Origin of the sequence: Nitrosomonas sp. (assembly GCF_040256045.1) — a bacterium.
Lineage (GTDB): Bacteria > Pseudomonadota > Gammaproteobacteria > Burkholderiales > Nitrosomonadaceae > Nitrosomonas.
The window spans coordinates 1-22,477 of the sequence record NZ_JBDZWD010000039.1 but is presented as its reverse complement, the minus strand read 5'-3'; the positions used below and the strand labels follow the sequence as shown (position 1 = coordinate 22,477).

The window sequence follows — 22,477 nt, the reverse complement described above, 5'->3', positions numbered from 1 at the left end:
AGTCTGCAACTCGACTCCGTGAAGTCGGAATCGCTAGTAATCGCGGATCAGCATGCCGCGGTGAATACGTTCCCGGGTCTTGTACACACCGCCCGTCACACCATGGGAGTGGGTTTCACCAGAAGCAGGTAGTCTAACCGCAAGGAGGGCGCCTGCCACGGTGAGATTCATGACTGGGGTGAAGTCGTAACAAGGTAGCCGTAGGGGAACCTGCGGCTGGATCACCTCCTTTCATAAATTATTGTCAAGTGTTCACACTTATTGGTTGTTTGTAATAAATAAGTGCGAAATTTGGGTTTAAGGGTGTAGAAATACTTGGGCTCGAAAGGGTCTGTAGCTCAGTTGGTTAGAGCACACGCTTGATAAGCGTGGGGTCGGTGGTTCAAGTCCACCCAGACCCACCATGAGGGGGTGTAGCTCAGCTGGGAGAGCACCTGCTTTGCAAGCAGGGGGTCATCGGTTCGATCCCGTTCACCTCCACCAGTTAAGCTAATTAAGCTCAAAATAAATTCGGCTTTTTGTTCTTTAAAAAATTAAAAATTGGGTAAGATTGTGTTTTATAAGCATAATCTAAATCTATAATATTGATGAATATAGCGAGACTTTAGTTTTGTTATGGAGTTTTCAAGATTATAGGATCAAGTGAATAAGTGCATGTGGTGGATGCCTTGGCGATTACAGGCGATGAAGGACGTGGAAGCCTGCGAAAAGCTTCGGGGAGCTGGCAAACAAGCTTTGATCCGGAGATGTCCGAATGGGAAAACCCACCCGTAAGGGTAATCACTCCTGAATATATAGGGAGATGATGGCTAACCTGGAGAACTGAAACATCTAAGTAACCAGAGGAAAAGAAATCAACAGAGATTCCCAGAGTAGTGGCGAGCGAAATGGGAACAGCCTGCAGTTAATAGTATTCAGATTAATCGAATTATCTGGAAAGTTAAACCATAGTGGGTGATAGTCCCGTAGGTAAAAATCTGAATATGGAACTAAGATTGCAATAAGTAGGGCGGGGCACGTGTAATCCTGTCTGAATATAGGGGGACCATCCTCTAAGGCTAAATACTCGTAATCGACCGATAGTGAACCAGTACCGTGAGGGAAAGGCGAAAAGAACCCCGGGAGGGGAGTGAAATAGATCCTGAAACCGCATGCATACAAACAGTAGGAGCTTCGAAAGAAGTGACTGCGTACCTTTTGTATAATGGGTCAGCGACTTACATTCAGTAGCAAGCTTAACCGATAGGGGAGGCGTAGTGAAAACGAGTCTTAATAGGGCGACAAGTTGCTGGGTGTAGACCCGAAACCAGATGATCTACTCATGGCCAGGATGAAAGGAGGGTAATACCTCGTGGAGGTCCGAACCCACTAATGTTGAAAAATTAGGGGATGAGCTGTGGGTAGGGGTGAAAGGCTAAACAAATCTGGAAATAGCTGGTTCTCTCCGAAAACTATTTAGGTAGTGCCTCATATATCACCTTTGGGGGTAGAGCACTGTTATGGCTAGGGGGTCGTCAAGACTTACCAAACCATTGCAAACTCCGAATACCAAAGAGTGCAAGTATGGGAGACAGACATCGGGTGCTAACGTTCGGTGTCGAAAGGGAAACAACCCAGACCTTCAGCTAAGGTCCCAAAGATACAGTTAAGTGGTAAACGAAGTGGGAAGGCATAGACAGTCAGGAAGTTGGCTTAGAAGCAGCCATCCTTTAAAGAAAGCGTAATAGCTCACTGATCGAGTCGTCCTGCGCGGAAGATGTAACGGGGCTAAACTGTACACCGAAGCTAAGGATTTGCAATTTATTGCAAATGGTAGGAGAGCGTTCCGTAAGCCTGAGAAGGTAACTTGTAAAGGTTGCTGGAGGTATCGGAAGTGCGAATGCTGACATGAGTAGCGATAAAGGAAGTGAAAAGCTTCCTCGCCGAAAACCCAAGGTTTCCTGTGCAACGTTCATCGGCGCAGGGTTAGTCGGTCCCTAAGGTGAGGTAGAAATACGTAGCTGATGGGAAACTGGTTAATATTCCAGTACCTTTGTTTAATGCGATGTGGGGACGAAGAAGGCTAGCTTAGCCGGGTGTTGGATGTCCCGGTTGAAGCAGGTAGACATGCCGTCTAGGTAAATCCGGATGGCTTAGTCGAGATGTGATAACGGAACCTCTTTCGGGAGGCCAAGTAAGTAATGCCATGCTTCCAGGAAAAGCCACTAAGCTTCAGTTAAATAAAGACCGTACCGTAAACCGACACAGGTGGGTGGGATGAGAATTCTAAGGCGCTTGAGAGAACTCAGGAGAAGGAACTCGGCAAATTGACACCGTAACTTCGGGAGAAGGTGTGCCTCTAGTATGTGTAGTGCTTTACGCATGAAGCAGAATGAGGTTGCAAAGAAATGGTGGCTGCGACTGTTTAATAAAAACACAGCACTCTGCAAACACGAAAGTGGACGTATAGGGTGTGACGCCTGCCCGGTGCCGGAAGGTTAAGTGATGGGGTGCAAGCTCTTGATCGAAGCCCCGGTAAACGGCGGCCGTAACTATAACGGTCCTAAGGTAGCGAAATTCCTTGTCGGGTAAGTTCCGACCTGCACGAATGGCGTAACGATGGCCACACTGTCTCCTCCTGAGACTCAGCGAAGTTGAAATGTTTGTGAAGATGCAATCTACCCGCGGCTAGACGGAAAGACCCCGTGCACCTTTACTGTAGCTTTACATTGGATTTTGATTATTCTTGTGTAGGATAGGTGGGAGGCTGTGATATATGCTCGCCAGAGTGTATGGAGCCAACCTTGAAATACCACCCTGGAATGATCGGAGTTCTAACCCGGGTCCATTATCTGGATCGGGGACCGTGTATGGTAGGCAGTTTGACTGGGGCGGTCTCCTCCCAAAGAGTAACGGAGGAGTGCGAAGGTACGCTAGGTACGGTCGGAAATCGTACTGATAGTGCAATGGCATAAGCGTGCTTAACTGCGAGACTGACAAGTCGAGCAGATGCGAAAGCAGGTCATAGTGATCCGGTGGTTCTGTATGGAAGGGCCATCGCTCAACGGATAAAAGGTACGCCGGGGATAACAGGCTGATTCCTCCCAAGAGTTCATATCGACGGGGGAGTTTGGCACCTCGATGTCGGCTCATCACATCCTGGGGCTGTAGCCGGTCCCAAGGGTATGGCTGTTCGCCATTTAAAGTGGTACGTGAGCTGGGTTTAAAACGTCGTGAGACAGTTTGGTCCCTATCTGCCGTGGGCGTTGGAAGTTTGAGGGGGGCTGCTCCTAGTACGAGAGGACCGGAGTGGACGCACCTCTGGTGTACCGGTTATGACGCCAGTCGTATCGCCGGGTAGCTAAGTGCGGAAGAGATAACCGCTGAAAGCATCTAAGCGGGAAACTTGCCATAAGATTAGATTTCCCGGGAATTTAATTCCCCTAAAGGTTCGTTGAAGACTACAACGTTGATAGGTCGAATGTGTAAGCGTAGTAATGCGTTAAGCTAATCGATACTAATTGACCGTGAGACTTGATCCTATAATCTTGAAAATTGAATCGATATATTGGCAAATTTAATGCTTTTGCCTGATACTCAATTTTACCGTTTTTGCTTGGCGGCCATAGCGCTTTGGACCCACCTTTTCCCATCCCGAACAGAGAAGTGAAACGAAGCAGCGCCGATGATAGTGTGTTTTCACATGTGAAAGTAGGTCACCGCCAGGCTTCCTCTTATGTATTTTCTCTATGGAGTAGTGCTGGCTATCCTTAGTATGTAACTTTTCCAGTTTTAGTGGTGCTTCATTCTCATTTATAATATCCTCTCTTTAGTTTTCTATCTATGTAAAGCCAATTATTTAAAATATGGCTCTTATGTTAAGTAGGGTTTGTCTACTCTGACCCTATTAGTTCTTTGAATTATCTTCTATATTCCTCTTCCCTCCTGCAATACATCTATTTGATTTATAAAAATTGTACTTGGTCTATGGATCTGCTCATTTGGTTAATTTTTGCTTTTAAACTGTATTGGACCATATAAATTTTTCAATTCGTAATCAGAAGTTTTCTTAACTAATGTTCAGTTAGCGACGATATTAGTCAACTTGGATTTTATGGTCGGATCACAAAACCTTATAATCTTCTGGCATCGTTTTCCTTTGGTTGTTACTAGAGTTGTATATGAATTGATATAGTTCATCCATTTATTTAAGCTGATTCCCCCATTTTTCCTCTTGTAATGCCAGATAAGCAACCGGTTCCACTCATAGAACTGTTAATCCGCTTTGTTACCTGGAGCGGATCTCCCTGGTTAACTCTGATATCTATTCTGATCGCTGGCAGTTTATTTGCATTAGCTACTGCATTGATTCCTCTTGTGGTTGGCCAGCTGCTTACCCAAATACTGCCAGGAGGTAACCGGCAGCTAATGCAATCTCTTCCGCTGATATTGGCGATTCTTTTATTGATAGCTATTTTTGCTGGCTGGGTTGTCTATTATCTACTTGAACGTTTACTAAGCAGGGCTATACTCGATATACGTACAGAGCTATTCAAAAAATTACTGGCGTTACCTCCGGCCTATTCTGATCTTCCACCGGACACAATTTCCTTGTATTTCTTTCAAAGCATCGAAAAGTTGAGCCACAATGCCAGTTTATTGGGAGTTTGTTTATCCCGAGATTTGTTGACTGCAGCTGGACTGCTGAGTGTAATGATTTGGCTGAATTCAGAGATGTCATTATTAGCTTTTTCAGTGTTAGCAACAACATTTTTTATTAGACAGATATTTCATGTAAATGTTCGTCAACGGGATATGCTGGGTCAGAAACAGCATGAAGTATCCAAGATGCTGGCCAAAATACTGCGATTTAACCGAGTAATTTATCTGGCTAGAAGCTATGAACAGGAAATCAGGCATACTCGACATAGTTTCGAGCAATTGCAATCTTTTTGGCAAAAGCAGTTCAGGCGGACAAAATTGATGGAATTGCTTACATATCTCCTTTTGACAGGAATACTGACAGCATCTCTTTACTATTTATTACAACAGCTTGCTTCGAATCAATTGACGGTTGGCGATGCGGTCGCATTTTTTTTGGCAGGGGTGATGCTGATTTTTCCGTTACAACGGCTTTTCGAAGTTAGCTCGTTATTGAAACAATGCAGTAAAGCGTTGCAAGTAATCTTTTCACTGCTGAATCAGGATTCCGGGATAATCGATGAAAATCCTCATACTACTCAGTTTAAGCGTGGCAAAGGGAAATTACAGTTTGAAGGGGTCAGTTTCCGAAGTTGTCAGACAGAATACCGGTTGCCTAATTTCGATCTTGAAATAGTATCTGGACAGAAAATTGCATTAATAAACCAGGAGACTGATATCAATCGGCTATTTGCAGATCTTGCCTGTGGTTTCGTTCAACCATCAACCGGTAGAATTTTGCTCGATAATAATGATATTAAATGGATAAACTCTACTGAATTACGCAGTTACATTGCCTGGATTGCCCCGGATGAAGATTTATTGAATGACACAGTCGCCATAAATATCGCCTATGGCAGCGCTCGCTGCAGCAATGAGATAGCGATTACGACAGCCGCTCACGCCAGCCAGGCGATGGAATTTATCCGTAAGCTTCCGCAAGGGTTGCAGACGAAAATCAATCAACCTGCTCTGCTATTATCAGATGACGAGCGGCAGCGTATTCTCATTGCGCGAGCATTATTAAAAAATCCGAGTTTCATCATCCTCGACGAATCTACTGCCTGTTTCGATACTGATAATACTGCCTTGCTGCAGGCGTTACAGGTATTGCTCAATAATCGTACTGCCCTGATTCTTTCATCGCGACCAGCAATGCTCGATCTTGCCGAGCAGCAGTTTGATCCGGAAAAACCTATCCTGATATCTGCATGTCATTCAGGCGGATGCACGGTTCGGTGAGTTTATGCTACTGTTCCAGTTTCATTGCATTGTGATAATGGGTATAACGGCGACTCACAATATCGAATGATGACTGCCGTTGCTATTTTTATTGGTAACCCTAAGGGCATTTTTTCATGAAGTTTCTTTTTGATCTTTTTCCAGTAATCCTGTTTTTCGTTACGTATAAAGTCTACGGTATTTATAACGCGACAGCGGTTGCAATCATTGCTACATTCGTACAGATTGGCTGGGTGTGGCTGCGTCATCGCAAGGTTGACAATATGTTGTGGGTGAGTCTGGCCATCATCGTTGTTTTTGGAGGAGCAACGCTGATTTTTCAGGATGAAACTTTTATCAAATGGAAACCGACTGTGCTTTATTGGCTGTTTGCCGCCGTTCTATTTCTGGCAAATCAGATCTTCGGAAAAAATCTAATTCGAGTCATGATGAAAGAGCAAATCAGGTTGCCCGAGCCGATATGGCCTCGGCTAAACGCCAGTTGGGCAGTATTTTTTAGTGTGATGGGGGTTATCAATCTTTATGTAGCCTACAACTATTCGACAGATACCTGGGTGAATTTCAAGTTGTTTGGTTTTATGGGACTCATGTTTGCTTTCGTTATTCTGCAGGCAATACTGCTGGGGAAATATATGGAAAAAAGTGATGATCAGGAAATCTGATCTGCCCGGTTACTCTGTTGTCTACTGAATGATTTCGCAGGTAGCCAGTACAGTCCATTTTCCAGTGGATGGGCCTGATTCTTTTGCCGGCAGGCTGATCCGCTGGCAGCTCGAATACGGGCGACATTCTCTGCCATGGCAGGGTACCAGAGATCCCTATGCAATATGGGTGTCAGAGATCATGCTGCAACAAACGCAGGTAAGCTCGGTTATCCCCTATTACCAGCGATTCATGGCCAGTTTTCCGGATGTTGCTTCACTGGCCGGCGTGCCGGTGGGAGATGTGCTCACGTTATGGAGTGGTTTAGGTTATTACTCGCGCGCTCGAAACTTGCACCGGGCAGCATGCATCATCATGGAGCAGTATAGTGGTGTGTTTCCACAGGATGCAACTACACTTCAGCGATTACCTGGAATCGGCCGTTCTACTGCGGCAGCCATTGCCGCTTTTGCGTTTGGTGAGCGCGGTACGATTCTTGACGGGAATGTCAAACGTATTCTGGCGCGTTACTTTGGTATCGGCGGCCACCCAGGCGAAAAATCGGTTGAAGAACGGCTGTGGCAACTGGCAGAAAGCCTGCTGCCTGCTGAGGAGAGCAACCATCAAATCGTGGCATCTTATACACAAGCACTAATGGATTTGGGTGCGCTGGTCTGTGTACGCAGCCGGCCGCATTGCCGATATTGCCCGCTGCAGGCCGATTGTGTTGCCTGTCAGAATGATCTGACAGCTGATTTGCCTGTGCCCAAACCCAGGAAAATGCTTCCTGTCAGAGAAACTGTGCATTTGATTCTCTTGGATCAGGAGCGGATCCTGCTGAAAAAACGGCCAGCTTCCGGTATCTGGGGAGGATTGTGGTGTTTTCCAGAAATATCTGTCGATCAGGATAGTATTGATTACTGTGAAAAGAATTTACATGTGCGAGTGACAAAACTTGCTAGGCTTCCTCATTTGCGGCATACCTTCACACATTTTAAATTGATCATCCAGCCACACTTGTTGCAATCGATAATGCACCAGCCGGTATGTGAAGAAAAATGCGAGGAAAACGGTTACCTTTGGTTGACGATCGAACAAGCCATGCAACAAGCCATACCTGTTCCTGTGAGAAAACTGCTGTCAATAGCCCACCCTTACTTCCAGTCTCATATTCATGAATAACACAGCATTCCAGCACTGGAAACAGCAGCAACGTGCACGTTTGCGCGAATTGCGCCAGCAGGTTCCGGCAGCACAACACATACTCTGGAGCGATGTGATTACTGCAGTACTGACACAAGGATTTCCTTTCCTGGAAAACCAGCGGATCGGGTTTTACTGGCCACATCGGGGAGAATATGATCCGATCCCAGCCATGACATTTTTGAGAACACGCGGTGCTACCCTTGCTTTGCCGGAAGTCATCAGTAAAGATGAGCCACTCAGATTCATCGAATGGTGGCCGGAAGCACCCATGAAAAAGGATATTTACGGAATACCGTTTCCCGACAATACCCGGAAAGTCGAGATCGACAGTATCATCGTTCCATTGCTCGGCTTTGATGAACAAGGTTACCGGCTTGGCTACGGCAGCGGCTACTTCGATCGGACACTTGCTGCGATGAGCCCACGTCCGCTAGCGATTGGTGTGGCATTTGAAATACTTCGTCTGCCAACGATTCATCCGCAGCAACATGATATTCCAATGGATTATATCGTGACGGAACAGTCCATTCTGCGTCGGACAGATACCGGCCTTGTGTCGCTGACAGCACCGATTGTGCGGTCAGAAACGGTTTGGTCGGGGAATTAGCGGTTTCACCTGACAGATTGATTCAAGAAAAATATTCCCGGCTTATACATCACTTCCCCAGCGTGGCAGCAGAGTATGTGTTACACCAAGCTGATCGAGTACACGTGCGACGATAAAATCGACGATGTCCTGAATGCTTTCAGGCAAATGGTAAAAACCGGGGTTGGCAGGTAGTATCACTGCTCCGCTGCGTGCAAGCCTCAGCATATTTTCCAGATGGATAGCGGAAAAAGGTGTTTCACGGGCAACGATGACGAGCTTGCGTTGTTCCTTCAGCATCACATCGGCTGCACGTTCTATCAATTTCTGTCCCAGACCGGCTGCTACGGCTGATAATGTGCCCATGGTACAAGGACAGATCACCATTGCATCGGCCGGATTGGAGCCGGAAGCAACCGGTGCAAACCATTCTTCCCGGCCAAAAACCTTGAGCAGGCCTGGTTCGATATCGAAATAGCCATTCAGGAAAGCCTCTGTTTCTTTGGGACGAGGAGACAGTATCAGAGCCATTTCCTGTTGTGCCACAATTTGTGCGGCTTGCGAATAGAGTAAATAAACCTGATGGCCCTGCTTCAGCAATATTTCCAGCAGGCGAATGCCGTATGGCATGCCGGATGCTCCAGTCAGAGCGACGGTAATAGTTTTTTTTTTGCTCATATTTCCTAAAGAACTGACCGGAAATAGTCCTTTGCTTTATTCGTTATGTGAATCATCGAAGGGTTCTGCGGTATTGCCGGCCATTTCCGATTCATGCCGGCGGATAAATTCTTGGGTACTGTCGATTCCCCGCAACTGCAAAATATAATTCCGGACTGCAGCCTCTACCAGCACCGCCAGATTACGACCAGCAGCGACCGGAATGATGACTTTGCGTATGCCGACGTTCAGAATGATTTCATTGAGATTGCTCAACGGCAATCGTTCATAAGCGTTGATACTGCTGCCCACGGTTTTTTCAAGATGTACGATCAGCTTCATGTTTTTGTGTCGGCGGACTGCTGTTTCTCCGAATATGGTGCGAATGTTCAGCATTCCCAGTCCGCGCACTTCAAGAAAGTCACGCAGTAGTGGTGGACACTGGCCTTCAAGGGTTTCCGGGCCGATACGGTGTAATTCGACGACGTCATCTGCAACCAGCCCATGGCCACGGCTGATGAGTTCCAGTGCCAGTTCACTTTTACCGACCCCGCTTTCACCGGTAATCATGACACCCATGCCGAGTACGTCCAGCAGTACACCATGCCGGGTAATAGCAGGTGCCAGCATTTTCGCGAGATAAGCCTGTAATCCCCAGATGATTTCAAGGCTGGCAGTTGCTGATCGGATCAAGGGAACAGATTGTTCATTTACAAACTGTCTGATGACATTCGGGATCGGTGCATCATCTGCTACGATCAGGCAGGCAAGCTGGCTTTTGGCAAGCTGGTTCAACCGTTTTTTCAGCGAAACATTATCGAGCTGCTCGAGATAGTTGACGGATGTCTGGTTCAGTACCTGTATCCAGTTGGGATGAACGAAGTTGAGATGGCCGATCAGTTCCTGTGTCGAGCTGTTGATCTGATGATTCTCAAGTTGTTTGTCGATGGCGGCGGGCGGCTCACCCCATTGCAGGCTTAATTTTTCCTGATTTTCTTCAAATAATTGCGTGATGCTAACCTGGGACATGTTCGGGTGCCCAGTCAGAGATGAGCTGATGAATTTCTTTGGCATTCTGACTGTTAAGCAGTTTCTCACGGAAATTTTTATTACTAAACATTTGTGCTAATTCACTCAGTATCAACAAATGCTGGTCTGTTGCCTTTTCTGGTACCAGCAAAATACAGGCGATACTGACCGGCAGACCGTCCGGGGCATCGAAGGGTATGGCTTCTTTCATTCTGACCAGTGCAGCAGCAGCTTCCCGCAACCCCTTGATGCGGCCATGAGGAATGGCTACTCCCTGGCCAAGCCCGGTCGACCCTAGTTTCTCACGTGCAAACAAACTGTCAAACACCTGGCTGCGTGCGATGTGCTGGGTATTTTCAAATAACAGACCGACCTGCTCAAATACACGTTTCTTGCTGGTCGCGTCCAGATCAATAATGATATTGGATTCCGGCAATAATTGAGCAATGAGATTCATGGAGACTCAGACCACTTTAGGAAATTGGGCGGTGTAACCTTTTTGTCGGAAACGGGGCTGTCTACTTGTGTTGTTTTCTCAGGTGCCCGGGCCTGTTGCAGCAGTTCTGCAAATCGGCTGTTTCCATGTGTCAGGCAGCACGATTCTGATGACTGTTGGGCAGGCATTGCCCCGTTTTATTCTTTCAGCATTACTGCTGTCGTTCTTTGCAAATATGAGAGGAAAGATAATTTTACTCGGATTGTTCAAATGCCTGATCTTTCAACCCACCTTGATTATCACGTCGATCAATATTTTTTTCCTTGTATTTGAGGATCTGGCGATCAAGCTTATCTACCAGATTATCAATCGAGGCATACATATCAAGACCTTCTGCTTCAACAAAAATTTCCTTGCCACGCAAATTGACTGTGGCTTCGGCTTTTTGTTTGAGTTTGTCTACGGAAAGGATTACGTTGATATCGATGATATTGTCAAAATGACGCGTAATTCTCTCAATTTTGGATAAAACATAGTCGTGCATGGCAGGTGTGATTTCTACATGATTGCCGGTGAGATTCAAATTCATTCTTTCTCCTTAATGAAGGGATCGTATGCAAAGATATTCCAAGGGGCTCAAAATCAGTAACCAACCAGACAGCAATGAAATTAGGCGTAAAACTACGTGTACCGGATGTAAATCTGGTTTTCTTGCGCTCACCTGGGGCGGTTGCTTACCATTTTTCAGAACCTCTCTAGAGCGTTTTGCGTAAATTAGTCGGGGGAATATGCATGAACTCCCGATATTTTGCAACCGTACGGCGAGCAATAACAATACCCTGCTGCGCCAGCATCTGTGAAATCTGACTGTCATTGAGCGGTTTTCTGCGATCTTCATCTTGAATCAGCCGCTTGATCAGCCCACGGATGGCAATGGCTGAATGTGCTTCTCCCCTTTCAGCCGGGATATGGCTGCCAAAAAAATATTTGAGCTCAAAAATACCGTGCGGTGTCCACATGTATTTCTGAGTCGTAACGCGCGAGATGGTCGATTCGTGCAGCCCAAGTGTCACAGCAATTTCGCGCATAACTAAAGGACGTATAGCAGTTTCGCCCTGTTCGAGGAAAGCTTGCTGACAATCGACAATCGCCTGACTGACCCGGAGTATGGTATCCATCCGTTGATCGAGATTTCTGACCAGCCAGCGGGCCTCTTTCAACTGACCCATCAGCATCTGAGTTGCTTCCGTGCGATGGTGTTTCAAAATACCGGCATACAGGTTGTTGATGCGTACGCGTGGGATCGAATCGGAGTTGAGCCGTACCCCCCAGCCGCTGTCTGACCGGGTCACGATCACGTCCGAGATGACATGACGTGCTGTTGTCGTATTGAAATCATCACCAGGCTTGGGATTGAGTTGAGTAATCAGCTGGTAGATCGATTGCAGACAAGTTTCATTACAATCAAGCACCTTTTTGAGTAATTGGAAATTTTTAGCAGCAAAACTCTCCAGATGCCCGTTTACCAGTTTGAGCGCTTCATCTCGCAATGGCGTGTTGTCCGGTAATGCTTTAAGTTGTAAGGACAGACATTCCTGCAGATTGCGCGCGCCCACACCCGGTGGATCCAGTTGCTGAATATAATCCAGAGCTGACTCCAGATCTGCGGTACTGATTTCCAATTCGGGTGGTAGCAATCCCGCAAGCTCATCCAGATCTTGAGACAAATACCCATCGTCATTGAGGCTGTCCACCAGTAGTTCGGCGATTTTCTTACTGCGCTCACAGTATTGCCCTAGACTGATTTGTGAGAGCAAGTGTTCCCGCATACTGACGGGTTTGCTGATCAAGCGCGAGAAATCCTGGTCATGGTCTTCATCACTCCGCCTACGTGTATCGAAGAAAAATTCCTGATCGGCATATAACGGGTCATCCGGCCAATCACTCTGGATATCTGTATTTTTTCCGATTTCTGAGATTCCATCGCTTTCTGCTGCAGCAGACGAATCTGAAGGTGACAGGGAAATATCCGGTCCTCCAGTCTCAAATCCATCCTGATCAATCCCTTCATCCAGTTCGAGCAGGGGGTTTTCCTGTACGAGACGCGTGATTTCCTGATTGAGCTCGAGCGTAGACAGTTGCAGTAACCGGATAGATTGCTGTAACTGCGGTGTCAGCGTAAGGCCGGTGTTGAGCTTGAGTTGCAGGGTTGGTTTCATATCCTGTCAGAGTCTGAAGTTTTCGCCCAGATACACTTCTCTGACACGTTCGTCAGTAATGATTTCTGGAGGGGCTCCATTGGCCAGTACGGTTCCGCCGCTGATGATATAGGCCCGGTCACATATCCTGAGCGTTTCCCGGACATTATGATCTGTGATCAGTACGCCGATACCGCGTGATTTGAGGAAGCTGATGACTCTCTGGATATCCATGACGGCGATCGGATCCACACCGGCAAAAGGTTCATCCAGCAAGATGAAGCGCGGCCGGGATGCCAGTGCCCGTGCAATCTCTACACGTCGCCGTTCTCCACCAGATAAACTCATGCCCGAACTTTCGCGCAAGTGGCTGATATGCAGATCGTGCAGCAACTCATCCAGATACCGCTGGATTTCATCTTTTTGAAGCTGCTGCAACTCCAGTACCGCAAGAACATTTTCTTCGACCGAGAGTCGGCGGAAAATTGAGGCTTCTTGGGGAAGATAGCTTAATCCCAGGCGAGCACGCTGATGGATCGGCAATCGGCTCAGATTGTGCTCATCCAGAAAGATTTCTCCCCCGTTCAATGGAACTAGTCCGACTACCATGTAAAAACAGGTTGTTTTTCCGGCACCGTTGGGGCCGAGCAGACCAACAACTTCGCCGCTGCGCACAGAGAAGGATACATCAGTCACTACCGTACGTGATTGATAACTTTTTTTCAGATTTTCGGCTCTTAATTCACTCATATATCATCCGCATCTGACATATTCTCCAGTGATTTCACTTTTCTGTTTCAGTATCGGATTGTTTTGCTTTAGGTTGAATCACGGCACGTACCCTGTGGTCAGAATTTTTGTCGTTTTCCGACTGATGTCGACCTGATACCTGAAAAAAATCACTGGCTATGTCGTAGGAAATATAATCCCCCTCCACTTCATCAGCCCCGCGTTTCAGGCGTGCACTGCCGAACAGTTCAATTTTGTCGGTTTTGTCGTCATATTCTGCGCGTTTGCTCCATGCTTCTACATATTCATTGGCACCATCACGTTTCTGCCGGTAACTGACCAGATCACCATACGCTGTAGCGTATCGGTAACCGACAGCATCTTCCTTCATAATCACTTTATCGGCTCGAAGAATAAGTGTTCCCTGGGTCATGACAACATTGCCGGTAAATACACTGGTACGAAATTCTCCTTTGTGTTTGTAATCCTCAACCGTGGCGTGATCAGCTTCCAGATGAATCGGTTTGTCACGATCAGCACGTTCAGCTGAGACGATACTTGAGAAAAATATGAGAAATAAGCTGAGGAAGCTTGAAAAGATGGCTTTATTCGACCATGCTATGTTCAGCCCAAAATATCCATGTGCTGTTTGTAAATTACATTTATTCATCCGGTTTGTTCTGTACTGATCCGGTAAAATTAACATCAATACGGGTTAGGTCGGGAATTAACGGGCAGTGCGCGGCATACGATCATCGTGTGCAGTGACCCGAGATTGCAGCAGAATTTCACCAGTCTGGTTATTCATGAATAACCCGACGGCGTTGATGACGCTGTTCATTCTGGTGACAGTGACAGGCCGGTCGGTTTTGGCGATATCCATATCCGGGATCAGATGCAAAAAATCGGTCAGCATCGTTATTTTATCTTTATCCTTGTCTTCGCCTCTGATGATGGCAACATTTCTGGTCAGAAAAATATCATTATCTTCTCCGGTCAACTCAGCCTGACTGGAAGTTACTCTGAGCAGGGGTTTGTCCAGTTCAATGCTGACAAGACCAATATGTTCCAGTCGTGTGATATCTCCTGCCGGATAGTGAGTCAGTTTATCGGCCGAAAAGAAACGGTTGACCTTCAGTTCATGATTGACCTGTATCCCATCAAGATTTTCGATGATGTAGTCTATCTCCTGTTGCACGCCGTTATCCTGTTGCGAATCCGAACGCTGGAGATTTTTGTCCAGCCAGAGGGTAAGTAAAAGTAAAGCGGCCAGCAATACAGACGGCCTCAGAAATAATGAGCGTGTCATGTTAAAACACTTTCTGTATGAGATTTGCTACGAACATACATGATTTTGCCGGTTACTTCCGATTGAGTAATACGGATGAGAAAAGGCAATCACTGTCTTAGCAGACTATTTTCCGGAATTATAACAGAACCCTGTTTACGTAATGGTTAGGTATCCGAGCCCGTAAATCTCTGTTTTACGGCAGATCGGCAGAATTTCGTTCTTACGATTTGCACTTTCTGCTTGAATAAGTATCTCAATGTGATTATGGTCATAGTTCACGATAAATAAAGCCGAATTGAAAATGCAAGCAAACGCAATCGATTTCGAAAACTACGAATTACTGCAGGATGATGTATGTGCGCGGCGGATTGTGGCAGCAAAACAGAAACTGGGAAAGCGTGCCATCATACTGGCACATCACTATCAGCGTGCGGATGTTTACTGTCATGCTGATCTGACCGGGGATTCGCTCAAACTTTCGTATCTAGCAGCCAAGACCGATACCGAGTTTCTGGTGTTTTGCGGGGTGCATTTTATGGCAGAGGTGGCGGATATTCTTTCCAGCCCTGAACAGACTGTTATATTGCCCGATCTTTCTGCCGGTTGCTCCATGGCGGATATGGCTAATCTTACCAAGGTGGAGCGAGTCTGGCGTGAGCTGGCAGAAGTGCTTGATCCGGATGAGCGAATCACTCCCGTGACCTATATCAATTCCAGTGCCGATCTGAAGGCCTTTTGCGGACGACACGACGGGATTGTCTGTACTTCCAGCAATGCGGTGAAGATTTTGCAATGGGCATTTGCCCGGCGTGAAAAAGTGTTGTTTTTTCCGGATCAGCATCTGGGGCGCTGGAGTGGATACAAGATGGGCCTGTCACCGGATGAAATGCCGGTATGGGATTTCGATGAGCCCATGGGCGGATTGACGCCGGAACAGATCGAGAAAGCCAGGATCCTGCTGTGGAAAGGACACTGTTCGGTGCATCAGATGTTTCAGCCACAGCATATTCTTCGTTTTCGCAATCAGTACCCGGATGGGCTGGTCATTTCCCATCCGGAATGCAGCTTTGAAGTATGTAAAGCATCCGATTATGTCGGTTCAACCGAGTACATCATCAATACTATTCGGGCTGCAGAAAGCGGTACCCGCTGGCTGGTTGGGACGGAACTGAACCTGGTCGGGCGTATTGCCGAGGAATTCAAGGCAGAAGGAAAAATCATCCAGTTTATGTCGCCGATGGTATGCATGTGCTCGACCATGGCGCGGATCGACCCGCAGCATCTGGCCTGGTCACTTGAAAATTTGGCAGAAGGCCGTGTGGTCAACCAGATCAGGGTGCCGGAGCCGCAAGCCGGTCTGGCAAAGCTGACATTGGAAAAAATGCTCGAAGTTTCAAAATAATGTCGATATCCAGGCTACCTGCTGATTTCGAAAGACTGGTTTCTCTGCCTGAAAATAGGGAAGAGCATGAAACCGGTCAGATATTGCATATAGCTACTTACAATATCCACAAAGGATTATCGTTTTTCAATCGGCGTTTAATGCTGCATGAATTGCGTGATCAACTGCAGAGTCTGGATGTGGATGTCGTTTTTTTGCAGGAGGTGATCGGAGAACACGCTCTGCATGCGGCCCGTTTCCGGGATTGGCCGATGAATACTCAGTATGAATTTCTGGCGGATTCGGTATGGTCGGATTTTGCCTATGGCAAGAATGCGGTTTATGGCCATGGTCATCACGGTAACGCCATTCTCAGCCGTTTTCCTATTGTGAACTGGGAAAACGAGGATATTTCAGCACATCGTTTTGAAAGCCGTGGATTATTGCATTGTGAGCTGGCCATTCCCGGCTGGAAAGATACCTTGCACTGCGTTTGTGTCCATCTGGGATTGTTCAGGCGCGGCCGGAGTCAGCAACTGGAAGCGATAGAAAAGCGTATCCGGCAACTGGTATCTCCCGATGCGCCACTGGTGATCGCAGGAGATTTCAATGACTGGCGCGGAGTAGCGAATCCACTTCTGTCCAGCCGCTTGAATCTGGTTGAAGTATTCCAGTATACGCATGGTAAAACAGCACGCAGCTTTCCTTCCGTTTTGCCACTGTTACGCCTGGATCGGATTTATGTTCGTGGGTTTCAGGTGAAGAATGCTCAAATTTTGCATAATCGTCCCTGGTCACGTATTTCCGATCATGCCGTATTGTCGGCTAATATCGTGCGTACATGAGTTGGCCTGATTTTATCGAAGGTAACCAGATAACGTTATTACACTCTGGTACGGAATATTTTCCGGCACTGGAATTGGCCATTGATTCCGCCCAGCAGGAAATCCATCTCGAAACCTACATTTTTCAGTATGACGCAACCGGTGCTCGTATTGCCACTGCACTCAAGCGAGCAGCACAACGTGGAGTGGCTGTCCACCTGCTAATTGATGGGTTTGGTTCTCTCGGGCTGTCCAGGATAATGATTCAGGAGATGCTTGCAGCGGGTGTGCAGGTACTGATCTACCGGCAGGAATTTTTTTCGTTCCGGTTCAAACGTTACCGCCTGCGCCGCATGCATCGCAAACTGGCAGTAATGGATGCCAGTGTGGCGTTTGTAGGGGGAATTAACATCATCGATGATTACTATGAACCCGATGCCTTATTTCCCCGCTTTGATTATGCCATCCGGGTTGCGGGCCCGCTGCTGCAAGAAATTCACGCTGCAGCAAGGCATCTGTGGATGCTGGTTGCATGGGTGTATTTCAAAAAACGCTGGACAAACCGTTCACCCGTTACTGCCAACTGTCTGGCGGCAGGACGGCAGCGTGCAGCCCTGGTTATCAGGGATAATCTGCGTAACCGGCACAATATCGAGCGTTGCTATCTCAGGTCGATTGCGGCTGCACGCAGGGAAATCATTCTTGCCAATGCTTATTTTCTTCCCGGCAAGCATTTCCGGCAAGCCCTTGTCCGGGCAGCACAGCGGGGGGTTTCAGTCATACTCCTGCTGCAGGGAAAATCGGAATACCGCTTGCAGCATTACGCCATGCATGCGCTCTATGGCCACTTGCTGGATGCTGGTATCAGTATTTATGAATATCGACATGGGTATCTGCACGCCAAGGTAGCCGTTATTGACAGTGTATGGTCTACTGTCGGTTCTTCCAATATCGACCCGTTCAGTCTGTTATTGGCGCGTGAGGCCAACGTCGTCATTAGTGATCAGGCATTTGCGGCGGAATTGCGGAGCAGTCTGCAACAGGCATTGGAGGAATCTTACCCGGTGTCACTGCATTCCTGGAAAAGCCGCTCGCGAATCCAGCGTTTGCTGAACTGGATATGCTATTACTTCGTACGCATCTTACGAGGGTTGTTGGGGTATCGCCAGGAATAATCGGCAGAATGCAGTTTTGTTGCATTATTTGCGTGCCGGATGAATATGTGCTGTATGGAGTTGTTTGCTTTATTCTTTCCGGGCTTTCATCGAGGCTTCATCAAAATCTGATTGGTCACCAAGTGTATAATTTGCCGTTCATAGGAATTGCATCCAAGCATGATCCGTAAATTTCTGTACCGTATTTTTTCCTTTGGTTCTACTGAATCTGTTGCTGTCGATCCGGCATTCCGAGTCATTGGCTGTGAACAGCATGGTATTTCACGCAACCGTATCAGCCCAGGCTCGCTGAAAGTTGCTCTGGCCTTGCAGCAGGCGGGTTATTCCGCTTATGTCGTGGGCGGTGCCGTGCGTGATCTGCTGCTGGGATTAAAACCCAAGGATTATGATGTTGCCACCAATGCCACACCCGAAGAGGTGCGGGCCATTTTCCGTCACTCACGGATCATCGGTCGCCGTTTCCGTCTGGTACATGTCATCAGCAAAGGTGAAATCGTCGAAGTATCCACTTTTCGCGGCAAGGTAGCGGATGATCTGGTCGAGGTGGAAGACGTGCAAGTCAGTACGGATGCAAGCGGCCGGCTGCTGCACGACAATGTTTTTGGCAGTCAGGAAGAAGATGTGAGGCGTCGTGATTTTACCATCAATGCCTTGTTCTATGACCCGGCCACAGAGGAAATCCTTGATTATCTAGATGGTTTCGAGGATGTGATGGCAAAACGGCTGCGCATCATTGGCGAACCTGAACAGCGCTATCGGGAAGATCCGGTACGAATGTTGCGTGCGGTGCGTCTGTCTGCCAAGCTTGGTATCCAGATTGATGACAGGACTGCTGCACCGATTGGCGATTTGGCGCCATTGCTGCTGAATGTTCCGCCGGCACGTCTGTTTGATGAGATGCTGAAATTGTTGTTTTCTGGTCATGCGCTAGCAGCTGTGGTAGATCTGCGTAGCCGTGGTCTGCATCATGGATTGCTGCCGATGCTGGACGTAATTCTGGAGCAACCTTTGGGTGAGCGGTTCATTTCGCTGGTACTGAAAAATACCGATGAGCGAGTGCGGCAGGATAAACCGGTTTCACCAGCCTTTTTATTCGCAGCATTGCTGTGGCATGAAGTGCTGGCGGTATGGAATACTTATCTGAAAGCCGATGAAAAAATGATCCCTGCGTTACACCGGGCGATGGGAAACGTGCTGGCGATGCAGCGCAGCCGGCTGGCCATTCCGCGCAGGCATGATGGTATCATTTATGATATTTGGTCGATGCAGCCGAGATTTCAGGTACGCTCAGGGCGCAAGCCGTTTCGATTGCTGGAGCATCCACATTTTCCGGCCGCCTATGATTTTATGCTGTTGCGTTGTAAAAGCGGAGAGATCGACCAGGAATTGGGGCAGTGGTGGCAGACATTCAAAAATACCGATAATGCTGCCCGCGAAGCAATGTTGCTCCAGGAGGCCCCGGCCAAACGTCGTAGAAAACGCCGTCGCCGTAGCAAACCGGCAGGCGAAAAGATTGAGCCCCTTAATCAGGAAATTTCATGATACTTTCCTTGCATTCGGAATCCGTCAACCAGGTTTTCATTGCACTGGGCAGCAATCTCGAAAATCCACTATCTCAGATCCGACGTGGAATAATGCTGTTGGCCGAGCTGGAACACTCACGTCTGGTAAAGCGTTCTTCACTTTATCGCACCGCACCGGTTGGACACACTGATCAGCCCGACTTCATCAACGCCGTGGTGCAGATGGAAACGAATCTGACTCCCCATCACCTGCTCGATGCACTGTTGGAAATCGAGCGTGCCTGCGGTCGTGTACGTACTTTCCCCAATGCTCCGCGTATCCTCGATCTCGATATTCTGTTATTTGAGAACCTGCAACACAACGATACAAAGCTTGTTCTACCGCACCCGCGTATGCATGAACGGGCTTTTGTGTTGCAACCCCTGCTGGAAATCGTGGCCGATTGCGTGATTCCGGGGAAGGGTGCGGCCACTGCGTGTCTTGCTGCATGTACAGAACAATCATTAGAGTGTATTGCATCATCATGAACCTGGAGCGTTGTCGCTATATTGTCGTTGAAGGGCCTATCGGTGCGGGTAAGACCAGTCTTGCCTGCAATATGGCAACCCGGCTGAATTATTCGCTCATACTGGAGCAGCCGGAAGCCAATCCATTTCTGGAAAAATTTTATGGGGATATGTCACGACATACTTGGTCCACACAATTGTTTTTCCTGATTCAACGCATGCAGCAATTACAGTCGATGGAACAGGAGAATGGTTTTTCACGCTCGGTCGTAAGCGATTTTCTATTTGAAAAAGACCAGCTGTTTGCAGATGTCACGCTCAGTGAGCCTGAGCATGGACTTTACCAGCAGATTCGCGAGTACATGCCTTTGAATGCGCCCAGACCTGATCTGGTGATCTATCTACAGGCGGCACCCGAAATTCTGATCAGACGTATCAGACAACGCGGTAACGCGCTGGAACAGCGGATATCGGAAGATTATCTAAGACAGTTGACGGAGCGATATATGCGGTTCTTTTATGAATATGATCAGGCGCCGGTCATGATCGTGAACAGCGAACACATTGATCTGGCACACAACCTTGCCGATCTCGACATGCTGTTGTCACGTATCGACCAGATGCGTAGCGCGCGTGAGTATTTCAACGTCGGAGCCAGTTAGATGGAGCAGTCAGCTGCGAAACGAATGACGATTACAACCCTGCAGAATGCTTGCGAGCAGAGGCAGAAAATAGCAGCGCTGACCTGTTATGACGCAACATTTGCTTCGATACTGGAAGAGGCGGGGGTCGATATTTTGCTGGTGGGAGATTCGCTCGGGAATGTGGTGCAGGGGAAATCCAGTACCTTGCCGGTTACACTGGATGAAATGATCTATCACGTCCGGTGCGTGGAACGCGGTACTCGCAGAGTATTTATCATGGCGGATATGCCCTTTGGCACGTTTCAGGTGTCCCCGCAGGAGGCATTCAATAATGCTGCCCGGCTGATGACTGCCGGTGCACAGATGGTCAAGATCGAGGGAGGACAGCATATGGCCGAAACCGTAGAGTTTTTATCCTGTCGCGGGATTCCGGTCTGTGCCCATCTTGGATTGATGCCCCAGTTTGTTCACCAGTTGGGCGGTTACAGAGTTCAGGGAAAAACGTCGAATGATGCCAGACAATTGCGTGAGGATGCACTCCTGTTACAGGAAGCAGGAGCAACGATGCTGCTGATGGAACTGATTCCCGCTGTATTAGGTGAGGAAATTACCCGGTTACTTTCCATTCCCACCATCGGTATCGGTGCCGGTGCAGCGTGTTCCGGACAGGTACTAGTGTTGCACGACATGCTGGGTATCAGCTTCGGTACTTTGCCGCGTTTCGTCAGAAATTTCATGACGGGCGCAGATAGTATTCAAACTGCAATCAGAAATTATGTCGAGGCAGTCAAGCTTGGGGCATTTCCCGCACGTGAACATATGTTCTGATATGCTTGGAACAGGCCGTCTTCATGGAAATCATTACTGATATTGCATCGCTGCGTGCACGGCTGCGACATGAAACTTCAGTGGGCCTGGTGCCGACCATGGGCAATTTACATGCCGGGCATCTGTCTCTGGTCAGTGTTGTACAGAAACATGCCAGTTGTTCAGTTGTCAGTATTTTTGTTAATCGCCTGCAATTTGCTCCGCATGAAGACTTTGATCGTTATCCTCGCACCTGGTCGGATGATTGCCGGTTGTTAGAGGAGAATGGGGTAGATATCGTATTTATGCCGAATGAAAAAACGCTCTATCCTGTTCTACAGGAATTTCAACTGCTGCTTCCACCCATGGCGGATACCTTGGAAGGGGCTTGTCGTCCGGGTTTTTTTCGTGGGGTGACAACAGTTGTGCTGAAGCTGTTCAACATCGTGCAGCCTCATGTGGCTGTGTTTGGTAAAAAAGACTATCAGCAGTTGCAGATTGTTTGCAGAATGGTCGATCAACTGAATTTACCAGTAGAGATCATTGCGGGTGAAACAGTACGGGCTGAGGATGGCTTGGCGCTCAGCTCTCGCAATAACTATCTCGATGCCACTCGGCGGCAGGAGGCAGGTGAATTGGCGTATCACCTGAAGCAGATCAGAGACGGTATTGCTTCAGGTGATCGTGATTTTCCATTGCTGGAGCAGCTTGCCACCGAAAAATTGAGTAAGCGTGGGTGGGTTGTTGATTATGTTGCGGTACGTCATCAGCATACGCTGCTGCCAGCGGCAGCAAGCGATTCCAAGCTAGTTATACTGGGTGCAGCATGGTTGAATCAAACACGACTGATCGACAATTTCCTGCTAAACCTGAGTTCGGGATAAGAAAAGAGGAGGTGAGCGCCCGCCTTTTTGCGTAAG

At 47.8% G+C, this 22,477-nt stretch carries 20 protein-coding genes, 2 tRNA genes and 3 rRNA genes; 17 read left to right on the top strand and 8 right to left on the bottom strand.

The features are described 5' to 3' along the window. The 9 genes from ABUL11_RS08215 to ABUL11_RS08175 all read left to right on the top strand — a co-directional run. Positions 1–232: ribosomal RNA gene (locus ABUL11_RS08215) — 16S ribosomal RNA — on the top strand; the annotation flags it as partial. Between the two features lie 95 nt (positions 233–327). Beyond that, positions 328–404 (top strand) — tRNA-Ile (locus tag ABUL11_RS08210). A gap of 3 nt (positions 405–407) precedes the next feature. Continuing rightward, positions 408–483: transfer RNA gene (locus tag ABUL11_RS08205), tRNA-Ala, on the top strand. A 153-nt stretch (positions 484–636) separates the two neighbouring features. Next, positions 637–3,521, top strand: a 23S ribosomal RNA gene (locus tag ABUL11_RS08200). Positions 3,522–3,594: 73 nt separating this feature from the next. Further along, positions 3,595–3,707, top strand: a 5S ribosomal RNA gene (rrf, locus tag ABUL11_RS08195). A 511-nt stretch (positions 3,708–4,218) separates the two neighbouring features. Then, positions 4,219–5,922 carry an ABC transporter transmembrane domain-containing protein gene (locus tag ABUL11_RS08190; RefSeq protein WP_350283376.1) on the top strand — a complete coding sequence of 568 codons (1,704 nt, stop codon included), beginning with the start codon at positions 4,219–4,221 and terminating at the stop codon, positions 5,920–5,922. A 116-nt stretch (positions 5,923–6,038) separates the two neighbouring features. Continuing rightward, positions 6,039–6,584, top strand: a complete 546-nt coding sequence (locus tag ABUL11_RS08185) for a septation protein A (protein WP_350283375.1) — start codon at positions 6,039–6,041, stop codon at positions 6,582–6,584. Between the two features lie 28 nt (positions 6,585–6,612). Next, positions 6,613–7,746, top strand: coding sequence for an A/G-specific adenine glycosylase (mutY, locus tag ABUL11_RS08180; RefSeq protein ID WP_350283374.1), 1,134 nt, complete (start codon positions 6,613–6,615; stop codon positions 7,744–7,746). Next, entirely contained in the window at positions 7,739–8,377 is a 639-nt protein-coding gene (locus ABUL11_RS08175; RefSeq protein WP_350283373.1) for a 5-formyltetrahydrofolate cyclo-ligase, read from the top strand. Before mutY ends, ABUL11_RS08175 begins: the two co-directional genes overlap by 8 nt. Positions 8,378–8,419: 42 nt before the next feature. Here the strand turns inward: ABUL11_RS08175 and ABUL11_RS08170 are convergent, their stop codons facing one another. From ABUL11_RS08170 to lptC, 8 genes are all read right to left on the bottom strand, one after another. Continuing rightward, positions 8,420–9,034 (bottom strand): flavin prenyltransferase UbiX, encoded by a 615-nt coding sequence (locus tag ABUL11_RS08170; protein ID WP_350283372.1) that lies wholly within the window; start codon positions 9,032–9,034, stop codon positions 8,420–8,422. Positions 9,035–9,070: 36 nt separating this feature from the next. Further along, positions 9,071–10,042, bottom strand: a complete 972-nt coding sequence (gene hprK / locus ABUL11_RS08165) for an HPr(Ser) kinase/phosphatase (RefSeq protein WP_350283371.1) — start codon at positions 10,040–10,042, stop codon at positions 9,071–9,073. Further along, on the bottom strand, positions 10,029–10,499 hold the full coding sequence (locus ABUL11_RS08160) for a PTS sugar transporter subunit IIA (protein ID WP_350283370.1): 471 nt from the start codon (positions 10,497–10,499) through the stop codon (positions 10,029–10,031). Before ABUL11_RS08160 ends, hprK begins: the two co-directional genes overlap by 14 nt. A gap of 232 nt (positions 10,500–10,731) precedes the next feature. Continuing rightward, positions 10,732–11,067: a ribosome hibernation-promoting factor, HPF/YfiA family gene (hpf, locus tag ABUL11_RS08155; RefSeq protein ID WP_350283369.1), complete on the bottom strand. Its 336-nt coding sequence runs from the start codon at positions 11,065–11,067 to the stop codon at positions 10,732–10,734. A gap of 166 nt (positions 11,068–11,233) precedes the next feature. Continuing rightward, positions 11,234–12,697: an RNA polymerase factor sigma-54 gene (locus ABUL11_RS08150; protein WP_350283368.1), complete on the bottom strand. Its 1,464-nt coding sequence runs from the start codon at positions 12,695–12,697 to the stop codon at positions 11,234–11,236. Positions 12,698–12,703: 6 nt separating this feature from the next. Beyond that, entirely contained in the window at positions 12,704–13,426 is a 723-nt protein-coding gene (gene lptB / locus ABUL11_RS08145; RefSeq protein ID WP_350283367.1) for an LPS export ABC transporter ATP-binding protein, read from the bottom strand. Positions 13,427–13,460: 34 nt separating this feature from the next. Next, positions 13,461–14,075, bottom strand: coding sequence for a lipopolysaccharide transport periplasmic protein LptA (lptA, locus tag ABUL11_RS08140; RefSeq protein WP_350283366.1), 615 nt, complete (start codon positions 14,073–14,075; stop codon positions 13,461–13,463). Between the two features lie 57 nt (positions 14,076–14,132). Then, on the bottom strand, positions 14,133–14,714 hold the full coding sequence (gene lptC, locus ABUL11_RS08135; protein ID WP_350283365.1) for an LPS export ABC transporter periplasmic protein LptC: 582 nt from the start codon (positions 14,712–14,714) through the stop codon (positions 14,133–14,135). Between the two features lie 283 nt (positions 14,715–14,997). On the opposite strand from lptC, the gene nadA reads away from it, so the two are divergent. The 8 genes from nadA (at position 14,998) to panC (ending at position 22,441) form a co-directional block, all read left to right on the top strand. After that, on the top strand, positions 14,998–16,098 hold the full coding sequence (nadA, locus tag ABUL11_RS08130; protein WP_350283364.1) for a quinolinate synthase NadA: 1,101 nt from the start codon (positions 14,998–15,000) through the stop codon (positions 16,096–16,098). Beyond that, positions 16,098–16,922, top strand: coding sequence for an endonuclease/exonuclease/phosphatase family protein (locus tag ABUL11_RS08125; RefSeq protein WP_350283363.1), 825 nt, complete (start codon positions 16,098–16,100; stop codon positions 16,920–16,922). Before nadA ends, ABUL11_RS08125 begins: the two co-directional genes overlap by 1 nt. Next, the gene (clsB, locus tag ABUL11_RS08120; RefSeq protein ID WP_350283362.1) at positions 16,919–18,076 is read left to right on the top strand and encodes a cardiolipin synthase ClsB; all 1,158 of its coding nucleotides are present in this window, start codon (positions 16,919–16,921) and stop codon (positions 18,074–18,076) included. The genes ABUL11_RS08125 and clsB overlap by 4 nt, the downstream gene beginning before the upstream one ends. A gap of 159 nt (positions 18,077–18,235) precedes the next feature. Beyond that, on the top strand, positions 18,236–19,618 hold the full coding sequence (gene pcnB / locus ABUL11_RS08115; protein ID WP_350283361.1) for a polynucleotide adenylyltransferase PcnB: 1,383 nt from the start codon (positions 18,236–18,238) through the stop codon (positions 19,616–19,618). After that, positions 19,615–20,127: a 2-amino-4-hydroxy-6-hydroxymethyldihydropteridine diphosphokinase gene (gene folK, locus ABUL11_RS08110; protein ID WP_350283360.1), complete on the top strand. Its 513-nt coding sequence runs from the start codon at positions 19,615–19,617 to the stop codon at positions 20,125–20,127. The genes pcnB and folK overlap by 4 nt, the downstream gene beginning before the upstream one ends. Then, a complete protein-coding gene (locus tag ABUL11_RS08105) occupies positions 20,124–20,768 on the top strand; it encodes a deoxynucleoside kinase (RefSeq protein ID WP_350283359.1) in 645 nt (214 codons plus the stop codon). The genes folK and ABUL11_RS08105 overlap by 4 nt, the downstream gene beginning before the upstream one ends. Next, entirely contained in the window at positions 20,769–21,578 is an 810-nt protein-coding gene (gene panB / locus ABUL11_RS08100; protein WP_350283358.1) for a 3-methyl-2-oxobutanoate hydroxymethyltransferase, read from the top strand. Between the two features lie 23 nt (positions 21,579–21,601). Then, entirely contained in the window at positions 21,602–22,441 is an 840-nt protein-coding gene (gene panC / locus ABUL11_RS08095) for a pantoate--beta-alanine ligase (protein WP_350283357.1), read from the top strand. Positions 22,442–22,477: the final 36 nt, after the last annotated feature.